Origin of the sequence: Acinetobacter sp. BMW17, assembly GCF_001592855.1 — a bacterium.
GTDB lineage: Bacteria > Pseudomonadota > Gammaproteobacteria > Pseudomonadales > Moraxellaceae > Acinetobacter > Acinetobacter johnsonii.
Map to the genome: position 1 here is coordinate 1 of NZ_LSOD01000014.1, position 20,569 is coordinate 20,569.

Sequence of the window (20,569 nt, forward strand, 5' to 3'; positions counted from 1 at the left end):
AAGAAATTATCAAAGTTCTGTTGCTTTAGCCTGTATATTTTTATGGCTACCTTTATAGGGTTAATTATGAACAGTAAATGTCAACAGACCCTAAGCTACTTTGTAATTAGCATGTATTATGCCAACTTTTATTATATTTATTTTCAAATAAAAAACAGCACTTTATTTCACTATTTAAAAATTTATTTTTGAGCATTGTGTTTTTATGTAAAAAACTGACAAATATTGTCAATTTCCCTCTTTCTAGTTCAATATAATTGGCGAATTGCTCAATTCATCAGCTTTGTCTTCTATTTTATTGGCATAGAATTGATCCAAAATAGTCCCGATTTGAGTTATGCCTTCGACTAAAGCCTGCCGATACTGTTGCTGTGACATTTTTTTAATAATACTCTGACAGACCTCATCCCACACCTGCTGTGTAGTGGCTTGCTGTATCCCACGGTCAATAACAATCTCGACTTTCCGCTCACACAAGTTTAAGTAAAGTAAAATACCACTATTCAGCTCGGTATCCCAAATACCTAGCTCAGCGAAAAGTTGTTTTGCACGTCCACGAGTATCTAAATAATAGGCTTCTCGTGCAGGCATATGCCCTTCAATCACCACTTGAATTTCTCCAATGTGCCCATGTTCAGCAGCAGCTACTGCTTGCGCAATCGCATATTGATCTTGCTGATTGAAGAAACGTTTACTCGCAGGCATATGCAATAAATGCCTTAACCAACGTTTAAAACTCGGTTGTACAACGTCATCTAACTTTGGTTTAGTGACGATTTCCGTCGTTTCATTTGTTGTTACCATGACCCTGATGCTCCTCCACCGCCGAAGCCGCCGCCCCCACCACTATATCCACCTCCACCAAAACCGCCGCCGCCACGACCTCCGCGCCCACCTCCACCGCCAGAAGAGAGAAAGAGCTGAAAAATCGTTTGGGCTAAGGTCGTGATGAGTAAAAAGAAAATCCCACCACCAATCAGTAAGCTGGTGATTAAGCCTACTCCATTCACCAAGCCTGCCACGGTTCCTGCCACTGCAGCCGTCGAGGCACTTAAACGCTTACCCACCACAAATGAGCCAATTGCACCGGCAATTAAAATAAATATAGCAGTACTAAACGTTTTACTTTTGGCCTCTTGTTCTCGAGTAGCTTGGTCTTGGCGTTCTTGTAGTTCTTGCGCCGCTTGGGCTGCAACTTCAGGTTCAAGATTTAAAATCCGTTCAATTTCAGAAAGCCCCGCATTGATCCCTTGAGCATACTGAGCTTGCTTAAAATACGGTGTGATTTGTTGGTTAATAATGCGGTTCGCAATAATGTCAGGAATGACGCCTTCCAAACCATAACCCGTAAGAATCTGCATACGCCGATCATTAACGGCAATTGCGATCAGCAAACCGTTGTCCTGCTTTGCTGAACCGAGCTGCCATTGGTCTGCAATACGCATGGCAAAACCAAAAATATCCTCTTGACCTGTAGTCGGGACAATCACCACGCCTATTTGGGCTTTTCCGGTGTCATGCAAGGCACGGATTTTTTGGCCAATGGCTTGCTTATCTTCAGTACTTAAAATATGTGCTTGATCGATTACGGGTTCATTTAAGGTCGGCAACACCCGTATCGATTCGCCATCTGCCATATCATTGGCAACTGGTGATCGTGGCACGACATCAGTATTCGTCGAGCTTACATTATTAGAACTCGCCGCTTGCTGACCTTGAATCATTTTTCCAGCGATAACTGTTTCCGTAGCATTGTCTGTTGTAGTCGCAACCTCTGCCCATGTTAAAGAACTTAGACACAACAGTCCTGATAAAATGAATGCAAGCACCCATTTATACGAAAACTGTAAGAACTGCTGCTGCCCTATCATTCATTCACCCTATGGTTACGATTACTTTAAGTCACAGCTAGTTAAATGACACCGTTGGTGCTTTTTGTGCGCTTTGCTCTGCACTAAAGTTTGGTTTGGTGTCCATCCCAATCACCTTCGCAGTTATGACTTGTGGGAACTGGCGTGCATAGGAGTTAAAGTCTTGCACCGTAGTAATATAGCGATTACGCGCCACAGCAATGCGGTTCTCAGTGCCTTCGAGCTGAACCTGCAAATCACGGAATTGTTCATTGGCTTTTAAATCTGGATAGTTTTCTGAGACCGCAATTAAACGCGACAATGCACCGGTCATTTGCGCCTGCGCTTCTTGATATTTTTGGAATAATGCAGGGTCTTCTAATACTTCTTTATCGACTTTTAAACCTGCCACATTGGCACGAGCCTGTGTGACCTCAGTTAGGACTTGTTCTTCATGTTTGGCATACCCCTTCACTACATTCACCAAGTTCGGCACCAAATCTGCGCGGCGCTGATATTGGTTTTGTACTTCCGACCAAGCAGCTGTAACTGCCTCATCTTTGACCTGTAAGGTATTATAACCACAGCCCGATAACGTTAACGTGCTCACAAGGGCAACAACGACAGCAGTTTTTTTCATAAAATTCATTCAGCTATCCTCTTTCTTTTGTATTTATTGCAATAATCTGATTGTAAACACATTTGATTATCCTTTTGTTGCTTTTAGTTAAAACATCTAAAAATGAAAAAACCGAGTGATATTCACTCGGTTTTTATTGCTTATTTTTTATACTTAATACTAAACAACCGCGTGCAACTCCTGCTGAAAACCTTCGAGTTGATAGTCTTCTGCCAAACGGGTTTTCCAGTATTTCAACAACTGGGTGTAATCAATATCTGAGGGATGAAAGTTGGTTTTATAATACGACAAATATTCAGGCAGCAATTGCACAAACATTTTCGCCAGTAAATACAATCCAAACAGATTCCCGCCCAATTTCGGTATACTCTTTTTACGGTCTTGTAAAAATAAACGGCTGGCCGAGTAAAAAGTTAAACTGGCGAAACCTGTCGTTACACTGCGCATAATTAAGCGGCGAATCTTGTCATCACCATAGACATCTTGATAAACATCAAAGGCAACCGCACGATGCTCAATTTCTTCAATGGCATGCCACACCCAGAGTTTAACCGCATCATCATCCAAGGTACTCAATACCTCAGGATGCCTTAAAATATAGCCGCCTAGCAGTGCCGTAAAATGCTCAAAAGCGCAGGTGATTGCGAGCTGAATTTTAGGATGCAGATTTTTCACATAATCATCTTTCCGCGCCAACCATGCCTGAAAACGGTCGAGATTATAATCATCACGGCGCCATGCAGCATTAAATGCCGTGTGTGCTTGAGAATGCATCGCCTCTTGACCAATAAATGCCGCAATCTGCACTTGCAGATTGTCATCCTTCACTTGGTCACGTACATTGCGTACGCTATGCACAAAGAACTGCTCACCGATAGGAAACGTCGAAGACAATGCCGTCAGCAAATGCGACATGAACGGTGAATTGGCAAAATAATGCCGACGAATGGCTTTGGGGTTGAATTGCAAACGTCGAATCGTAATACCCTGAGCTTTTGGACGATGTTGATATAGTTTTTCTGTCGTCACTTGAGTCATGTCTATTTCCTAACATTTAACCGAGCGATCTTCAGTATCTGAATTTAGAGACCGTTCACATATGGCAAAAATGCTTAGTACTTTTGTAAATTCGTCCATTTTTATCAGACTATCCACCAGATCTTTTTCGATTTATCCCGATCCACCCCTTTCATATCATCTCAGGCAAATAGTGATCATAAAAAAAACCCGCCGAAGCGGGTTTTTGTGTTGGACGATTTAGATTAAATGTCTAAATAATCCAAAATACCTTCAGCCGCTTGACGGCCTTCCCAAATCGCTGTGACAACAAGGTCTGAACCACGAACCATATCACCACCCGCAAAGATTTTCGGATTTGAGGTTTGGAATTTATAGGTTTGCTGTTCAGCTGCAACCACACGACCTGAACCATCAAGGTTAATATTCACATTTGTAAACCAATCCGCAGGGCTGGTACGGAAACCAAATGCCAATAACACTGCATCTGCAGGTAAAATTTCTTCTGAACCCGGAATTGGTTCTGGGCTGCGACGACCACGGCTATCAGGCTCGCCAAGTTGAGTTGTAACCACTTTCACGCCCGTAACTTTGCCATTTTCACCGACGATTTCAATCGGTTGACGGTTAAACAAGAAGTTCACACCTTCTTCTTTGGCATTTTGCACTTCACGACGTGAACCTGGCATATTTTCTTCGTCACGACGGTATGCACAGCTCACCACTTCCGCACCCTGACGAATAGAGGTACGGTTACAGTCCATTGCTGTGTCACCACCGCCAAGAACGATCACCTTTTTACCTTCAACACTAATGTACTCGCTTGGGTCTTTTTCCCAACCTTGAGTACGGTTGACATTGGCAATCAAGAAATCCAAGGCATCATAGACGCCATTAAGGTCTTCACCTGCGAAGCCACCTTTCATGTAGGTATAAGTACCCATACCCATGAACACCGCATCGTATTCAGTAAGCAATTGATCGATGGTGACATCTGTACCAATTTCAGTATTTAAACGGAATTCCACGCCCATGCCCGTGAAGATTTCACGGCGACGCTTCATCACATCTTTTTCCATTTTAAATTCTGGAATACCAAAAGTCAGTAGACCACCAATTTCAGGGCGTTTGTCGAATACTACAGGTTTAACCCCGCTACGCACCAAAATATCAGCACAGCCTAGACCCGCAGGGCCTGCACCAATGATCGCGACTTTTTTATCTGTCCACTTTACTGAAGACATATCTGGACGCCAGCCCAGTGCAAACGCAGTGTCATTGATATATTTTTCAGCGTTACCAATCGTCACTGCACCAAAACCATCGTTTAAGGTACAAGCCCCTTCACATAAACGGTCTTGCGGACAAACACGACCACACACTTCTGGCAACGTGTTGGTTTGGTGACACAGCTCTGCTGCTTGGAAAATACGGCCTTCAGCGATCAATTTTAACCAGTTTGGAATGTAGTTATGTACTGGACATTTCCATTCACAATATGGGTTACCACACCCTAAACAACGGTGGGTCTGATTTGCTGCCACTTCCGCTGTAAAAGGTTTATAAATTTCCACAAACTCTGCTTTGCGGACCTGAATCTCTTTTTTCTCTGGATCTTGGCGTGCTACATCCAGAAATTGAAAGTCATTGTTTAGGCGCTCTGCCATGTCTCTCTCCGTGGGTAGGTGCAGCCCGTTTATCTATCGTCTGCACCTGCCTATGTATCAGCAGTAGTGGAATTATTGTGGATCAGCTTGAGTGGTTTTCAACAAAGTCTGTAAGTTGGCAGCTTTCGGTTTCACCAACCAGAATTTACGACTGTAGAAATCAAACTCGTTACGGATCTTGTACGCCCAAGCACTACCAGTCTCAGCAATGTGTTCATCTAAGATACGGCTTAAGAACTCTTTATGTTCTTCCATCGACTCAGTCGAGATACGATTCAGCTCAATCAGCTCGTGGTTGTAATGATCAACGAAGTCATTATCAAGGTCAAGAACGTAAGCAAAACCGCCTGTCATACCTGCACCGAAGTTATGACCCACTTTACCAAGTACGGTCACGATACCGCCTGTCATATATTCACAACAGTGATCGCCTGCACCTTCAATTACAGCGAAAGCACCTGAGTTACGTACTGCAAAACGCTCACCTGCTGTACCTGCGGCGAACAATTTACCGCCCGTTGCACCGTATAAACAAGTGTTACCAATGATTGCCGTTTCTTGAGTTTGGAAAGGCGAACCTTTTGGCGGGAAGATCGACACACGACCACCTGCCATGCCTTTACCCACGTAGTCGTTCGCATCACCTTCTAATCGAATGTGCAAACCACCTGCGTTCCAAACACCGAGCGATTGACCCGCAGTCCCCACCAAGTTCATCTTCACTGGGTGCGCTTCCATGCCGAGATTGCCATAACGACGTGCAATCTCACCTGAAACACGTGCACCAATTGAACGGTCACAGTTACCAATGGTGAAGTGATATTCACCTGTGGTACCAGCTTCAATTGCTGGTAGCATTTCTGCCACCATTTTCTCAGCAAGCAAGCCTTTATCAAACGGTGCGTTACCTTCAACTTCGCAGTACTGCGCCTTACCTTGCGCAGAAGGATGTGACTCCAGTAATGCGCTCAAATCAAGGTGCGCATGTTTCTCCGTTTCACCTGGAAGCATTTCAAGCAAATCTGTACGACCAATCAAGTCTTTGAGGCTTGAAACACCCAACGCTGCCAGCCACTCACGTGTTTCTTCAGCAATGAAGGTGAAGAAGTTGATGAGCATTTGTGGCTCACCAATATAATGTTCTTGGCGTAAATGATCTTGCTGAGTTGCAACACCCGTTGCACAGTTATTCAGGTGACAAATACGCAGGTATTTACAACCTAAAGCAATCATTGGCGTTGAACCAAAACCAAAGCTTTCTGCACCTAAAATAGCTGCTTTCACCACATCCAGACCAGTTTTCAAACCACCGTCGGTTTGAACACGAACTTTACCGCGCAGGTCATTGACACGAAGTGCTTGATGCGCTTCAGAAAGACCCAATTCCCAAGGCGAACCTGCATGGTGAATTGAAGACAATGGAGAGGCTGCTGTACCACCGTCATAACCTGAAATGGTAATGAAGTCGGCATAAGCTTTTGCCACACCTGCTGCAATCGTACCTACACCTGGCTCAGACACCAGTTTCACTGAAACCATCGCTTGAGGATTGACTTGTTTTAAGTCAAAGATCAATTGTGATAAATCTTCAATTGAATAAATATCATGGTGCGGTGGTGGAGAAATTAAAGTCACACCCGGTACTGAATAACGTAAACGTGCAATTAAGCCATTCACTTTACCACCTGGTAATTGACCACCTTCACCCGGTTTAGCCCCTTGCGCCACTTTAATCTGCAAGACTTCAGCAGAGGTTAAATACGCAGGTGTTACACCAAAACGACCTGATGCAATCTGTTTGATTTTCGAGTTACGAATCGTGCCATAACGCGCTGGATCTTCACCGCCCTCGCCCGAGTTTGAACGGCCACCAATGGTGTTCATCGCAATCGCAATCGCTTCATGTGCCTCAGGAGACAATGCACCCAACGACATGCCTGCAGAGTCAAAGCGCGGTAAAATCGCTTCTACAGACTCCACTTGATCTAAAGCAATCGAGTTATCTGTTTTTAACTTTAATAGGTCACGAATCGTTGCCACTGGACGGTTATTCACCAGCTCAGCATATTCTTTAAAGTCTGCATATTGACCAGAACGCACTGATTTATGCAAAGCATTGATCACGTCTGGGTTGAATGCATGATATTCCTTGTCGAAGACAAATTTCAGCAACCCACCTTGATCGATTGGTTTACGTGTTTTCCATGCAGTTTCAGCCAGTTTCTTCTGATCATTTTCAAGATCAGCAAAGGTTGCACCTTTGATACGGCTCGGTACGCCAGTAAAGCATTTTGAAACCACTTCTTCAGACAGACCCACCGCTTCAAACAACTGACCACCACGGTAAGAGGCAACAGTAGAAATCCCCATTTTTGAAAGGACTTTTAACAAGCCTTTTTCAATGCCTTTACGGAAATTCACTTGCGCTTGGATTGGATCACCCAATAACTCGCCTTTGGCAACCAAATCATTGATCACGTCATAAGCAAGGTAAGGATAAATTGCTGTCGCACCAAAACCGAGAATAACCGCAAATTGGTGCGGATCACGTGCCAATGCTGTTTCAACAATAATATTGGCATCCGTACGCAAACCGACATTAATTAAATAGTGATGCACTGCACCAGTTGCCATTAATGCATTCGCAGGCAAGAAACCTTGACGGATTTTTTTGTCAGACAACACCAACAAGGTTTTGCCGTCACGAATCGCTTGCGCTGCTTCTTCACAGATACGCGCAATTGCAGCTTCTAGACCTTCATCTTCCGCATAATTTAAATCGATATCTGCAATTTCATAACCCTTACGACCTAACGTACGGATTTGATGCATTTTCGAATTTGACAACACTGGGCTTGAAATAATCAAGCGATCCGCATGCTCTGGGCTTTGTTCAAAAACGTTTTGTTCACGCCCTAAACACGTTTCCAATGACATCACAATTGATTCACGTAATGGGTCGATTGGTGGGTTGGTGACCTGAGCAAACTGTTGACGGAAGTAATCCGACACATGACGTACTTGGCGAGACAAAACTGCCATTGGCGTATCATCACCCATTGAACCCACTGCTTCCTGACCACTTTCAGCGATTGGACGAAGCAATTGGTCACGCTCTTCAAAGGTCACCATAAACATTTTTTGTGATGCTTTAAGGTCGTCGCCTTTTAAGCCTTGATCACATAAATATTCTTCAAGCTCTGGACTACCTTGTACACGAACCGAGTTTTCACGTAACCATTCACGATAAGGACGCATTTTTTTCAAATGCGTGCTGACATCTTTAGTATCGAGCATTTTACCTGTGAAGGTATCAATCACTAAGATTTGACCTGGACCAACACGACCTTTAGAAATCACGTCTTCAGGCTCGTAACCCCATACACCAATTTCAGACGCCAGTGTGATGTAACCATTTTTGGTAATCACCCAACGTGCTGGGCGTAAACCATTACGATCCAACATACAAATTGCATGACGACCATCTTGAATCACGAGACCAGCAGGACCATCCCACGCTTCCATATGCTTCGAGTTAAACTCATAGAATGCACGTAAATCGGCATCTAACGTCTCCACGTTCTGCCATGCTGGCGGAACCAACATACGCAATGCACGGAACAAGTCCATACCGCCGCCCACAAGAATTTCAAGCATGTTGTCTAAGCTTGAAGAATCCGAGCCAGTACGGTTCACGATTGGGTTGAGCTCAGTTAAACCAGGCAATAATGGGTTTTCAAACTTTGGCGTACGTGCCATCGCCCAGTTACGATTCGCAGTAATGGTATTAATTTCACCATTGTGCGCAAGATAACGGAATGGCTGTGCCAAAGGCCAACGCGGCAAAGTATTGGTCGAGAAACGTTGGTGGAACACCACAATATGTGACTCAAGACGTGGGTCTGCCAAGTCTGTGTAGAAGTCAGCAATTGCTTCAGGCATCATCAAGCCTTTATAGCTAATCACTGTTGAACATAGTGTAGTTACATAAAATGATGAGTCATTGCTGAGCTGTTGTTCTGCACGGCGGCGTGCCAAGAAAAGTTTACGGTTAAACTCAACTTCAGATACACCCATTGGGCAGTTCACAATAATTTGTTCAAATGCAGGAAGTGACTGCATCGCAATCGAACCCAAAGCATCGTTATTGGTCGGGATCACACGCCACGCCAATACTCGACAGCCTTCAGATTCAATTTCTTTAGTTAGAATTTGTTTTGCATGTGCTGCAATTGCTGGATCGAGGCTTAAAAACACCGTGCCGACAGCAAAAACTTCACTGAGTGTAATATCACTGAGTTTTTTCGCTTCTTCACGGAAAAACTGTTTTGGCATTGCTAAGAGTAAACCGCAACCATCCCCTGTCTTACCATCTGCAGCAATACCACCGCGGTGGGTCATACAGCTCAGACTGTGCATAGCAGTCTTGACAAGATCATGGCTTGCATCACCCTGCATATGGGCGATTAAACCAAAACCACAGTTATCTTTAAACTCATCCGGTTGGTATAAACCTTGAGCGGGAGCTACAGTATTAGGCGATGGCATGTGCATAGCGTACCCTTCTTTCTACAGGCCCTGTCGGGCGTCTAACAATCTAATTACTTCTTGCCGATTCGTTCAATTGACTCATATTCAGATTCTGATTGAAGTACAGCATTTTTTCTTCACACCCAAGATAGACTGATTTTCGTCTTTATGCATGTCTTAATTGAAAAAATGTATGCAGCAGTCACGCACTTTTTTAAGGCACTTGACCGCTACTATTTCGCTCATAAATCGAATCTTTTTTGCGCCAAAACAGTGACATCAACTCAATTCATGCACCATTAAAGCAAGTTTTATGCCAATTATTTATTTTATGTGTTAAGCGCTTTAGTTTTATTAGGTTTGTGTTTTTTACGTAAAAATTTAGTTCAAAGACAATCAATTTATTGCACTATATTTGTGCACATATGGAATTTACATTTTTTGATGCGCCATAATGAACCAATTTTAATTAAATGGGTCGGTCACTTCAGGTTCATTTGTTTTATTTTGTGGCGTATTCTCTACGGTCGTTTGTGACTTTTGCACATCAACCACATTTCCATCTGCATCACGACGAGTAACCGTTGTCGATGTGGTCGATTGTTTATTTTGTGCGACTGCCGCACGTGCCGCTTGTTGACGCGCAGCAAGGGTAGCTTCATCAATCACGGGGACAGCGGCTGGTTTCAACTGCACGGCATAGAGCTTATTGCTAAGTCCAAGTTCATCAGAACCGAGGTCATTGACATATTCGACATAGCTTTCAATTTTTTCAACTTTGGGTTGCACCAACTTCGGCAACGTCAGTTTTAAATCCGCCAATGCCTTTTGCGCCTCATTGGCATTTTTATACACACCATAGATCAGCACATATTGCTCAATTTGGTTTTCACCCGTCAGTCTTAAGTAACTAAACGCTTGACGATCAGATTGTCTTTGCAAAAAGCGCTTAATAATCGCTTCTTCTGAGACTCTAAACAGTTCAACTGTACTGTTCTTTTTATTTTCCTGAATAAATTTGGTCCCACGAAATTCAGCTTCATGCTGTGCAATGGCCACCACACGTGTCGTCATATCCAAAGGTTTTACTTCATCAATAAATGAGCCCAAATGTGCGGTGGTTGCGACTTTTTCTGGCTGAATTTGTAACTCAACTTCAGATTCAGCCTTTTTTTCAACTTCAACCACAGTCTCTTGATCTGTAATGGCCCAAAAGACTAAGGCACCAAACAAGCATACCCCTCCAAATGCAAGCCAAATATAATTTTGCTTTGTCTGCCACTGGGTTCGAAGGGTTGTTGCCATAATAAAGTTATGCCTGCTCTTGGTTGGCTAAAATCGCCTGTTTCATCAATTCTACATCAAATGTTTTGGTAATGATGGCCTGCCCTACCGCTTGCATCAAAACCAAACGAAGCTGCCCGTTCAAGACTTTCTTATCATGCGCCATATACGCCAAAAAGTCATCGAGGGGAATCTGCGGACATGCTATCGGTAAATTCGCACGTTGAATGATATTTTTTGTACGCGCCAAATCTTCTGCACTGATCCATCCCATACGCTGCGATAAATCTGCTGCCATCACCATACCTGTTGCTACAGCTTCACCATGGAGCCATTCACCATAGCCTAGATAAGATTCAATCGCATGTCCAAAGGTATGCCCAAGATTCAATAAGGCGCGCTCACCTTGTTCTTTTTCATCATTGGCAACAATACGCGCTTTATGAGCACAAGAACGATACACAGCTTCAGCCAGTGCAACCTCATCCCCCTGCACCAAAGCATCCATATGTTGTTCCAACCAAGCGAGAAAGTCAGCATCGCCCAAGAGTGCGTACTTAATTACTTCGGCCAAACCTGCAGATAACTCACGTGCAGGCAACGTTTTGAGTTGAGACATATCCGCCAAGACCACTTGCGGTTGTTGAAACGCCCCAATCATGTTTTTACCCAGCGGATGATTAATCCCTGTTTTACCACCGACACTCGAATCAACCTGTGAAAGAAGTGTCGTTGGCACCTGAATAAAATAGACTCCACGCTGGAAGCATGCTGAAGCAAAGCCCGCCATATCCCCAATCACGCCACCGCCTAAAGCTAAAACTGTGCAATCACGGTTGAAACCTGATTCTAGTAATGCATCAAAAATCAGGTTGAGGTGCTCAATATTCTTATATTTTTCACCATCAGGCAAAATACAAGTTGCAACTGTTTTTCCCAATGCTTCAATTGCTTCCACGTAACGTGCTAAATACAAAGGCGCGACCGTTTCATTACTCACAATCATCACTTGGCGCCCATGAATATACGGCTCAAGTAAAGCTTTCGGATCTAAATCACTACCAATAAAGATCGGGTAACGGCGTTCGCCAAGTTCAACATATAAGGTTTGCATGGATCAAATCACTTCAAAACTGAATCAAAACTACTTTACAAGAATCAAGTTTAAGATACGCTGCGCAAGATCACGTGCAGCCCCTTGATTGGTCTCGATAATATAATGGGCAACTTCACGATATAAAGGATCTCGAACGCTGAGTAAGTCAGTTAACTTTTGTTCAGGATTCTCCACTTGAAGCAGTGGGCGATTTTTATCACGATAGGTTCGCTGTAGTTGAATCTCTACAGGAGTATAAAGATAAACAACGATACCCCGTTGTTTGAGAAATGCGCGATTTGGAGCCTGAGTCACCGCCCCACCACCTGTGGCCAAGACCAAGTTGGGTCGAGAGGTTAACTCATCAATCACAACCGTTTCACGACTACGAAACCCAAGCTCTCCCTCTTTTTCAAAGATCCATGGAATCGTTGCCCCTGTTTTACGCTCAATTTCATGATCGCTATCAAGAAACTCACGTCCTAACAGTTCAGCTAAATGTCGTCCTACCGTTGTTTTTCCAGCCCCCATAGGCCCTACCAAATAAATATTTGGTAGGGTTTCAAACTCTTTGCTTGGCAAGGAGTCACCTTTTAGATTTGTTCAAATTGAAAATATATTAATGATTTCTTGAAACACTGTCATTAACAATTCGTGGTGTCACAAAAATCAGCAACTCAGTTTGCATGGTAGTTTTGGTATTATTCTTAAATAAATTACCAACTACGGGTAAATCACCTAAGAATGGTACTTTTTGATAATCATTGCGTTTCACATCATCAAAAATACCACCGAGCACGACGGTCTCACCATCTGCAACCAATACATTGGTTTGCAACTCACTGGTATCAATCGCAATACCATCACTAGTAATCGCACCAATGGAGTCTTTCTCAACCATGAGTGCCATTTGAACTTTGCCATCTGGGGTAATGCTTGGAGTCACTTCTAACTTTAAGTTAGCCGCACGGAACTCGGTTTTTAAGCCTTCTGTCGCACTCCAAGTTTGATAAGGAATCTCTGTACCACGCAAGATATAGGCTTTCTGTTTATCGCCAGTAAGTACTTTAGGCGCTGATAACACTTCACCATGACCATCCGCTTGAAGTGCGGTTAGTTCAAGGTTTAACATATAGTCTGAAATTTTCAATAAACCAAAGTTAAACGTACCAGCAGTGTTTGTTGCTAAATCCACACCCAAATCAAAACTTGGCTGGAAATCTCCCCCCCACACTGGGCTATTGTCCAGCTTCTTCGCACTCCACTTAATCCCCAATTCACGAGAAAAGTCTGTTGATGCTGTGACAATACGCGCTTCGACCATCACCTGTTTCACTGCGACATCCAACAAGTCAATCATGCGACGAATCTTGTCAATATTTTGCTGCGTATCATTAATAATGAGCGTATTGGTACGCGAATCAGAAACCGCACTACCACGAGCACTTAATAAGCTTTCTAAAGCCAATGACTCTGAACCCGCTGTACGATTCGACTCACTCCCTTTACTGTCACGAGAGTCTTCTAACAATTTCAACACATCCGCCGATTTTGCATAACTCAATTGAATGTAATCAGTTTGAATCGGAGCAAGTTTAATGCTTTGTGCGATGGCTTTGGCTTCATCTTCCTCAGATTTGATCAGTTCAGCTACAGGTGCAATCCAAATCACATTGCCATTACGACGCTTATCCAAGTTCTTGGTTTTCATAATAATATCAAGCGCTTGATCCCACGGAACATCTTTAAGGCGCAAGGTAATATTGCCTTGTACTGTGTCCGAAGCCACCATGTTAATGCCTGTAAAATCAGCCAAGAGCTGTAATACACGTCGCACTTCAATATCTTGAAAATCTAAAGAAATCTTTTTGCCTGTATAAGCACTTGGTGCTTTAGGCTTCATTGGATTTTTATCTTCAGGACGCTTTAAACTAATGGTGAGCTTATCTTCAGCCTGATAAGCCATATATTCAAAACTGCCATTCGATTGGATCGTGATCAGGCCGTTACTGCCATCGTTTTGTGCATCGATGGTCGATACAGGCGTTGCGAAATCATTCACATTGAGACGGCGCGATAAGTGGGCAGGAATTTTATTCCCCAAAACGCGCACCACAATTTTACTGCCTTGTTGTTTCACATCGACAGGGGTATTGCTACCTTTTAAATCAATGACAACTTGGCCTTCGCCGTCTGAACCACGTTGGAATCCAATATTTGAAATACCTTGCTCTGAACGCGCTGCAGCAACAGGTGTTGCTAGCGCTGGGTTCACTGAGTTAATTTTCAGAATAAAGGTATTACCTTCAACACGTGTAGTAAATGCACCGGCATCAGCCAAATTTACAGTTAAACGTGAACGCTGCGCATCTGAAGTTACATCTACTGTACTTGCTTCAGCCGTTGCCACCGCAATGCTGCCTTGTTTTAAGCTCTGCTGTGCTTTATCAAAATCCAAAACCAAACGTGATGGCTGTTCCAACTGATAGGCTTGCGGCTGTGGTGGCAAACCGTTGAACATGACACGAATTTCTGTTCCCTGTCCCGGAATTTGCATCGGCACAATATTCGTAATACTGACTTGCGCACTTGCAGCCTGCATCACCGCCATTGCAATTGCACCCATTGAAAACTGACGGAACATATGGTTCATCGTATTGCCATCCCCAAATATAAAATCTTTAACACTATTTTTCATTTTTATTCCTTTTCCTTTTTTAAGGCGCCGGCCCAATTAATACTAGGCTTCTCGGGCGCTCGACATAGCCCTCACGCCCATCCGGAATAATTTCAATCAAATCAATTTGTGTAGCGGTGATATTAATCACACGACCATGATTCATCCCCAAATAACTACCACGCTGCACGCGTTCAATTTCACCATCTGGAGTTTGAATCAACGCCAAAATTTGTCCATTTTGACCGCGCATGCTGCCTTTCATGTTCAGCGATTCAATCGCATAACTTTCCAAGGGTTGTGATTGGCGAGCTAGGTTTGGATAAACACGCTTTCCAGCCATAATCTTCAGTTCAGCCGCTAATGAGCTTGGCATGAACGGGCTCTTTAATTGATGTGCGGCATAATTAAAAGTCAGGACAGGTGGAAAATCTGGCGCAGGCTCAATCGGCAATGGTGGCTGATTGCGAATTTCAGCCATTTGCATATTGACCGCATCAATACGTGAATCACAACCGACAAGGAATAGTCCTACGCAGAGACTAAGCATGAGATTTTGATATTTCATTACTGAGCACCTCCTGCATCTGCTTTGGCTGTATTTTCCACACCTGCAGCAGCTGTCGCCCCGACATAACGGTAGGTTTTCGCTTTTACACTATATGAAATTTGCGGAATATCCGTCTTTTTCTCATTATTACTTGATGCTGAGATATCGAAGTCATGCAAGGTCACAATACGCGGCAAAGCTGCAATTCCACTGACAAATGAACCAAAAGAATGATAATCACCCGTCGCTTCAATGGAAATCGGTTGTTCGATAAAGAACTCTTGGCGAATTTCTGGCTCTAAACGAATATTTTTAAACTTTAATCCAGAATTTACGCCGCTCACGTTGATATCTTCAACCAAACCAGGAATTTCAGTTTCTTTCGGCAACTGTTCTAATTGCTGATTGAAATTGGCTTCCATTTCTTGCAATTGCGCTTGATATTGCTGCAAGTTACGTAATTTTGAATCTTTTTCACGAAACTCATTCAGTAAATTTTGCTCTTGCGCATGTGCATTTGAAATCGCATCAAGCTTCGGCTTAATCACGACAAAATAACCCAATGCCCCAATCACTAAAATGATAAAGATCCAACAAGTCAATTTGACTGAAAAGGGCCAACTACCGTAATTGTTTGGATCTAAGGTATTAAACTGTTGAAAAAATTTATCAACCGTCATTTTTTTCTTGGCTACAGCATGGTTTTCTGATGTTAATTCTTCAAATTCATCGCGACTCATTGTGCTGCCCCCGCTGTTGAATTATTAACTGTGCTTGCGGCTTCAGGTGTAGTCGCATCAGGCGCTACTGGCTGTGCAATCTCATCTAAATCTGCCGTGACCACAAAGGTGCCATAGGTTTCTTCAACACGTGGCACGATAGAACTTGGTGCTTTATCTTTTTTCTCTTCAGCAACCAAGAATGAATTCATAAAGGCATTGCGATACCACGCAGATGCTTCGAGATTACGTAAGAATTCCGCAACTGTATTCGGGCTTTCCGCTTTACCTTCAATGGTAAATTTATCACCTGTACGCACAAACTTAATAATGTACATATTACTCGGTGTAACACGTACCATTTCATCGACCAAACGCACAGCCACAGGACGTTGACCTTGCAAGCCTTGGATCAACTTCATCCTTTCAACAATCGCATTTCGCTGTTCTTGCAAACCTTCCAATGACTTTAATTGGACATCTAAGTTTTGATTGGTACTCACCACCAACTGATTGGCTTGTTCTTGATCTTCAAGTTTTTGACTGTAAAAAAACCACACCAAAGCAACAGCTAAAACCCCAACTAATGCAGCCCCAACACAATAGGCAATAAATTCTTTTTTTCGTTTCTCTCTTAACGCATCACGCCAAGGGAGTAGGTTTATTTTTGCCATTAATCAAAACTCCTCAATGCCAATCCACATGCCACCATGAGTGATGAAGCATCATTTTCAATTTTTTTAATGTCGATTTGTGGAGAAAAGCCCATCTGTAAAAATGGGTTGGCAATGGTGACCCGATAACCTAATTTTTGTTGTAATAACTTCGCCAGTCCTGGAATATTGGCATTCCCCCCTGCCAATAAAATATGGTCGATCTCATTAAATTGAGAGGACGCAAAGAAGAACTGCATAGAGCGTGCAGCTTGCTCCACTAAAGCTTCAAGAAATGGCTCAAGGACTTCAATATCATAATCATCAGGCAAAGTACGGCTTTTTTTGGCACGCCCTGCTTCCGCAAAAGATAAACCATAACGGTTTTGAATTTCCTGGGTCAGTTGTTTCCCCCCGAACACCTGCTCACGCGTATAAATGACTTTATTATTTCTCATAACGGACAAGGTGGTCATGGTATGACCAATGTCTAAAATCCCAACGGTATTTACGCCCATTGGAAGCGTATCTGAAAAGACTTTGAATGCATTTTCAATGGCGAAACTTTCAACATCGGCAATCTTAGGCGTTAAACCGCCCAACTCCAATGCTTCGGCACGTGCCTCTACATTTTCAATGCGGGTTGCAACGAGGAGTACATTGACACGATTTGGATTGGCTAAACGGTCTGGAAGGACTTCAAAGTCCAAACTCGCTTCATCTAAAGGGAATGGAATATATTGCTCAGCATCATCACGAATCTGAATTTCACGTTCGTCATCGTTCATATCGGCATCCATTTCAATGATTTTAGTAATCACCATGGACGTCGGAACTGCCAGTGCTACGTCTGTCGATTGAACATTGGCCAAATTTACCGCACGCTCGAGGGCATCACCAACTGCTTCTGGATTCAATATATTTTTTTCGACCACACTTCCTTCTGGTAAAGGGACAAGTGCATAGCTCTCCACCCAATACCGATTGTTTTTAACAGAAAGTTCCAATACCTTAACAGAAGTCGAACTAATATCTACTCCTATTAACCCCTTACTTGGCTTACGATATAACCTGAGCACAGTATCATTCCTATTATTTTTTTATCCCCAAAAAAAGTAACCCACTAATTAGTCCGCGTCTATAATTTTATACGGATACAATAACTCATCTAACATTCCGTATGTGTACAGGATATACTGACCGCTAATTAGTTTGCCATTAGCTCTTATTAAAACTTACTTGTTATGAAAAAGCTATCTTGTTCGGGCCGTGTTCATCCATTTTTTTTGATCATTATTATAATGTTGGTCTCAATTCCAATGGGTTTTTATGGCATGTATCTCTATATTGCCCCATCTTTGCCGCAAATGACAACTCTAAAAAAGGCGCCATTACTAAAACCTTTACAAGTTTATAGTGCGGATAACCAACTCATTTCGGAATACGGTGGCAAGCTATCTGTACCCGTAGATTACGATCAGATCCCACAAAGTTTTATTCATGCCTTTTTAGCGGCGGAAGATTCTTCTTTTTTTGAGCATAGTGGTATCAGTTTTAAAGGTTTAGGACGTGCAGTCAGTGAAAGTATTACTGGGTCAAACGTCCAAACGGGTGGCTCGACCATCACCATGCAAGTGGCAAAAAACTATTATCTCAGTCCCGAGCGTACGTTAAAACGTAAATTGACTGAGGTTTTTCTAGCACGAAAAATTGAACAGAATTTGACAAAAGAGGAAATCTTAACCCTCTATGTCAACAAGATTTTCTTGGGTAAAAATGCCTACGGTATCGCAGCGGCAGCTAAAATTTACTACAACAAAAGCTTAGACGAACTCAGCATTGCGCAAATGGCAATGATTGCTGGTCTGCCTAAAGCGCCCTCTAAATACAATCCAGTGGTCAACCCCGAACGTGCTTTAGAACGTCGTAACTGGATTTTGGGTCGTATGCTCCAGCTAGGCTACATTAACCAAAGCCAATATGAAAAAGGCATTGCAGAACCAATTAATCTTGATATGCCTGACCGCGGGGTAAGCAACCGATTTCCCTACATCGGTGAAATGGTCCGTAGCGAACTAATTGAAAAGTTCGGCGAGCATGCGATTGACTCCGGTTATAAGGTCTATACCACCATCAACAGTGAACGCCAAGCCTATGCCGAACAAGCGGTACAAGATGGTTTAGAAGCCTATGACCGTCGTCATGGTTGGCGTGGTGCGGAAGCTCATGACAAACCCTTAAGTAGCTTTAGTGCATTTGCCAACACCTTCCCTGCCGAAGTTACCCGTGTGAATCAAAATAGTTTTGATGCCTTAATGCAAGATGGCTCAACGGTAACCGTACCATGGTCTGGCATGTCTTGGACACGCCCTTATCGCAATGCAAATGCGGTAGGCGGTGCACCATCAAGAGCATCTCAGATTGTTAAAGTAAAAGACATTGTACGTCTGCGCCCCAATGACAACAAAACCTCATGGGCTTTGGTGCAACTGCCTAAAGTTCAGGGCCAGCTGATTGCACTTAACCCAAACAATGGCGCTGTAGAAGCATTGGTTGGTGGTTATAACTTTTATCAGTCTAAATTCAACCGAACCACACAAGGCTGGCGCCAACCAGGTTCGATTATCAAACCCTTTGTTTATGCACTTGCTTTAGAACGCGGTATGACACCGTATAGCATGGTCAATGATAGCCCGATCACCATTGAGAAATGGTCACCGCGTAATGCTGATGGTCGCTATTTAGGCATGATTCCATTGCGTCGTGCACTCTATTTATCGCGCAATACCGTGTCAGTTCGACTCTTACAAACCGTGGGCATTGAACGGACACGCCAATTGTTCATGGACTTTGGCTTAACTGATGAACAGATTCCGCGTAACTACACCATTGCACTCGGAACACCTCAGGTTTTACCGATTCAAATGGCCACAGGTTACTCAGCCTTTGCCAATGGCGGTTATCGTATTCAACCACACTTCATCAATCGGATTGAAGATGCCTATGGCAAGGTCATCTATCAGAACAACCCTGAATATGCATGTATCAGTTGTATCTCTCAACAAGAATCAAATCCTCAATCTGCTGACACTATCACACCTGATGATGAAGTAATTGAAGTCACCAACCAAGAGCTGAACCCTGCTGAAAAATCGGCAAATCCTGTTGAGATCAACAGTGACTATCGTCAAGCGCAACGTATTTTAAAATCCAGTTCTGCTTATGATATGGCGAATATTTTAAAAGACGTGATTCAACATGGTACAGGCCGTGCTGCGCTACGTATTGGACGAGATGACTTGGGCGGAAAAACAGGAACCACCAATGATGCAAAAGATGCTTGGTTTGCTGGCTTTAATGGCAAATTGGTGACCGTAGCGTGGGTCGGTTTCGACCAACCCACGACTTTAGGACGCCGCGAATACGGCGGTGTGGCTGCGCTCCCGATATGGACAGACTTCATGGCCAAAGCCTTACAAGGCACGCCTTCGGCTTGGGTTCAACTCGACGCCAAAGCCAAAGCGCCAATTCAACGCCATCAGAAAGAAACACCTCAGAGTAACTTAGGCCCAACCCCACCTTTGGCGCAACCGTTGTATCGCCCTGCACCTGTGGTGGTTCCACGTGCTCCTGAGCGTGACTTTGATGATTTGCCGGGTGAAGAGGAAACGCTGGTTCCAAAGAACAGCGCCCCACCCACCATGCAAGCACCCAAGGAACAACCGAAACCTAAAACGGATGCGCTCGATCATTTGATTGATCAAGTCCAATAATAAAAGCCCGCATCTGCGGTAATGCCAGTCAGTTAAGAAATTGACTGGCATTTTCTTGGATATTTTTGTGCTTTAATTTTCACTACTCGCGGACATTGCCTTTGCCTTTTTTC

At 43.4% G+C, this 20,569-nt stretch carries 15 protein-coding genes; 1 reads left to right on the forward strand and 14 read right to left on the reverse strand.

Going from position 1 to position 20,569, the window contains the following annotated elements; genetic code table 11:
• Nucleotides 1-243: 243 nt before the first annotated feature.
• The 14 genes from AXW61_RS03015 to AXW61_RS03080 all read right to left on the reverse strand — a co-directional run bounded on the left by AXW61_RS03015 (nucleotide 244) and on the right by AXW61_RS03080 (nucleotide 17,762).
• The gene (locus AXW61_RS03015) at nucleotides 244-804 is read right to left on the reverse strand and encodes a TPM domain-containing protein (RefSeq protein WP_062032242.1); all 561 of its coding nucleotides are present in this window, start codon (nucleotides 802-804) and stop codon (nucleotides 244-246) included.
• Complete coding sequence (locus AXW61_RS03020; protein WP_062032245.1) at nucleotides 798-1,871, reverse strand: TPM domain-containing protein; 1,074 nt, start codon at nucleotides 1,869-1,871, stop codon at nucleotides 798-800. Before AXW61_RS03020 ends, AXW61_RS03015 begins: the two co-directional genes overlap by 7 nt.
• A gap of 37 nt (nucleotides 1,872-1,908) precedes the next feature.
• A complete protein-coding gene (locus AXW61_RS03025) occupies nucleotides 1,909-2,499 on the reverse strand; it encodes a LemA family protein (protein WP_062032247.1) in 591 nt (196 codons plus the stop codon).
• Nucleotides 2,500-2,649: 150 nt separating this feature from the next.
• Nucleotides 2,650-3,528 carry a metal-dependent hydrolase gene (locus tag AXW61_RS03030; RefSeq protein WP_062032250.1) on the reverse strand — a complete coding sequence of 293 codons (879 nt, stop codon included), beginning with the start codon at nucleotides 3,526-3,528 and terminating at the stop codon, nucleotides 2,650-2,652.
• A 224-nt stretch (nucleotides 3,529-3,752) separates the two neighbouring features.
• Nucleotides 3,753-5,174, reverse strand: coding sequence for an FAD-dependent oxidoreductase (locus tag AXW61_RS03035; protein WP_005401346.1), 1,422 nt, complete (start codon nucleotides 5,172-5,174; stop codon nucleotides 3,753-3,755).
• A 72-nt stretch (nucleotides 5,175-5,246) separates the two neighbouring features.
• Nucleotides 5,247-9,722 (reverse strand): glutamate synthase large subunit, encoded by a 4,476-nt coding sequence (gltB, locus tag AXW61_RS03040; protein WP_171254041.1) that lies wholly within the window; start codon nucleotides 9,720-9,722, stop codon nucleotides 5,247-5,249.
• Between the two features lie 447 nt (nucleotides 9,723-10,169).
• Entirely contained in the window at nucleotides 10,170-11,009 is an 840-nt protein-coding gene (locus tag AXW61_RS03045) for a hypothetical protein (protein ID WP_062032255.1), read from the reverse strand.
• Between the two features lie 7 nt (nucleotides 11,010-11,016).
• Nucleotides 11,017-12,102, reverse strand: a complete 1,086-nt coding sequence (gene aroB / locus AXW61_RS03050) for a 3-dehydroquinate synthase (protein ID WP_062032258.1) — start codon at nucleotides 12,100-12,102, stop codon at nucleotides 11,017-11,019.
• Nucleotides 12,103-12,132: 30 nt separating this feature from the next.
• Nucleotides 12,133-12,666, reverse strand: coding sequence for a shikimate kinase AroK (gene aroK / locus AXW61_RS03055; RefSeq protein ID WP_062032260.1), 534 nt, complete (start codon nucleotides 12,664-12,666; stop codon nucleotides 12,133-12,135).
• A gap of 37 nt (nucleotides 12,667-12,703) precedes the next feature.
• The gene (gene pilQ, locus AXW61_RS03060) at nucleotides 12,704-14,782 is read right to left on the reverse strand and encodes a type IV pilus secretin PilQ (RefSeq protein WP_062032263.1); all 2,079 of its coding nucleotides are present in this window, start codon (nucleotides 14,780-14,782) and stop codon (nucleotides 12,704-12,706) included.
• 19 nt (nucleotides 14,783-14,801) lie between these two features.
• Nucleotides 14,802-15,329 carry a pilus assembly protein PilP gene (locus AXW61_RS03065; RefSeq protein ID WP_062032265.1) on the reverse strand — a complete coding sequence of 176 codons (528 nt, stop codon included), beginning with the start codon at nucleotides 15,327-15,329 and terminating at the stop codon, nucleotides 14,802-14,804.
• A complete protein-coding gene (locus AXW61_RS03070) occupies nucleotides 15,329-16,051 on the reverse strand; it encodes a type 4a pilus biogenesis protein PilO (protein WP_062032268.1) in 723 nt (240 codons plus the stop codon). The genes AXW61_RS03065 and AXW61_RS03070 overlap by 1 nt, the downstream gene beginning before the upstream one ends.
• The gene (locus AXW61_RS03075) at nucleotides 16,048-16,704 is read right to left on the reverse strand and encodes a PilN domain-containing protein (protein WP_062032271.1); all 657 of its coding nucleotides are present in this window, start codon (nucleotides 16,702-16,704) and stop codon (nucleotides 16,048-16,050) included. Before AXW61_RS03075 ends, AXW61_RS03070 begins: the two co-directional genes overlap by 4 nt.
• Nucleotides 16,704-17,762, reverse strand: a complete 1,059-nt coding sequence (locus AXW61_RS03080) for a pilus assembly protein PilM (protein WP_062032273.1) — start codon at nucleotides 17,760-17,762, stop codon at nucleotides 16,704-16,706. The genes AXW61_RS03075 and AXW61_RS03080 overlap by 1 nt, the downstream gene beginning before the upstream one ends.
• Nucleotides 17,763-17,927: 165 nt before the next feature.
• On the opposite strand from AXW61_RS03080, the gene ponA reads away from it, so the two are divergent.
• A complete protein-coding gene (gene ponA, locus AXW61_RS03085) occupies nucleotides 17,928-20,456 on the forward strand; it encodes a penicillin-binding protein PBP1a (protein WP_062032276.1) in 2,529 nt (842 codons plus the stop codon).
• Nucleotides 20,457-20,569 lie beyond the last annotated feature (113 nt).

Excerpts from the sequence above, each read along its gene's own strand:
- aroB (WP_062032258.1), bottom strand. The coding sequence starts at position 12,102 with ATGCAAACCTTATATGTTGAACTTGGCGAACGCCGTTACCCGATCTTT.
- AXW61_RS03075 (WP_062032271.1), bottom strand. The coding sequence starts at position 16,704 with ATGGCAAAAATAAACCTACTCCCTTGGCGTGATGCGTTAAGAGAGAAA.
- AXW61_RS03015 (WP_062032242.1), bottom strand. The coding sequence starts at position 804 with ATGGTAACAACAAATGAAACGACGGAAATCGTCACTAAACCAAAGTTA.
- AXW61_RS03065 (WP_062032265.1), bottom strand. The coding sequence starts at position 15,329 with ATGAAATATCAAAATCTCATGCTTAGTCTCTGCGTAGGACTATTCCTT.
- AXW61_RS03025 (WP_062032247.1), bottom strand. The coding sequence starts at position 2,499 with ATGAATTTTATGAAAAAAACTGCTGTCGTTGTTGCCCTTGTGAGCACG.
- gltB (WP_171254041.1), bottom strand. The coding sequence starts at position 9,722 with ATGCCATCGCCTAATACTGTAGCTCCCGCTCAAGGTTTATACCAACCG.
- AXW61_RS03045 (WP_062032255.1), bottom strand. The coding sequence starts at position 11,009 with ATGGCAACAACCCTTCGAACCCAGTGGCAGACAAAGCAAAATTATATT.
- AXW61_RS03030 (WP_062032250.1), bottom strand. The coding sequence starts at position 3,528 with ATGACTCAAGTGACGACAGAAAAACTATATCAACATCGTCCAAAAGCT.
- AXW61_RS03070 (WP_062032268.1), bottom strand. The coding sequence starts at position 16,051 with ATGAGTCGCGATGAATTTGAAGAATTAACATCAGAAAACCATGCTGTA.
- AXW61_RS03035 (WP_005401346.1), bottom strand. The coding sequence starts at position 5,174 with ATGGCAGAGCGCCTAAACAATGACTTTCAATTTCTGGATGTAGCACGC.
- AXW61_RS03020 (WP_062032245.1), bottom strand. The coding sequence starts at position 1,871 with ATGATAGGGCAGCAGCAGTTCTTACAGTTTTCGTATAAATGGGTGCTT.
- pilQ (WP_062032263.1), bottom strand. The coding sequence starts at position 14,782 with ATGAAAAATAGTGTTAAAGATTTTATATTTGGGGATGGCAATACGATG.
- ponA (WP_062032276.1), top strand. The coding sequence starts at position 17,928 with ATGAAAAAGCTATCTTGTTCGGGCCGTGTTCATCCATTTTTTTTGATC.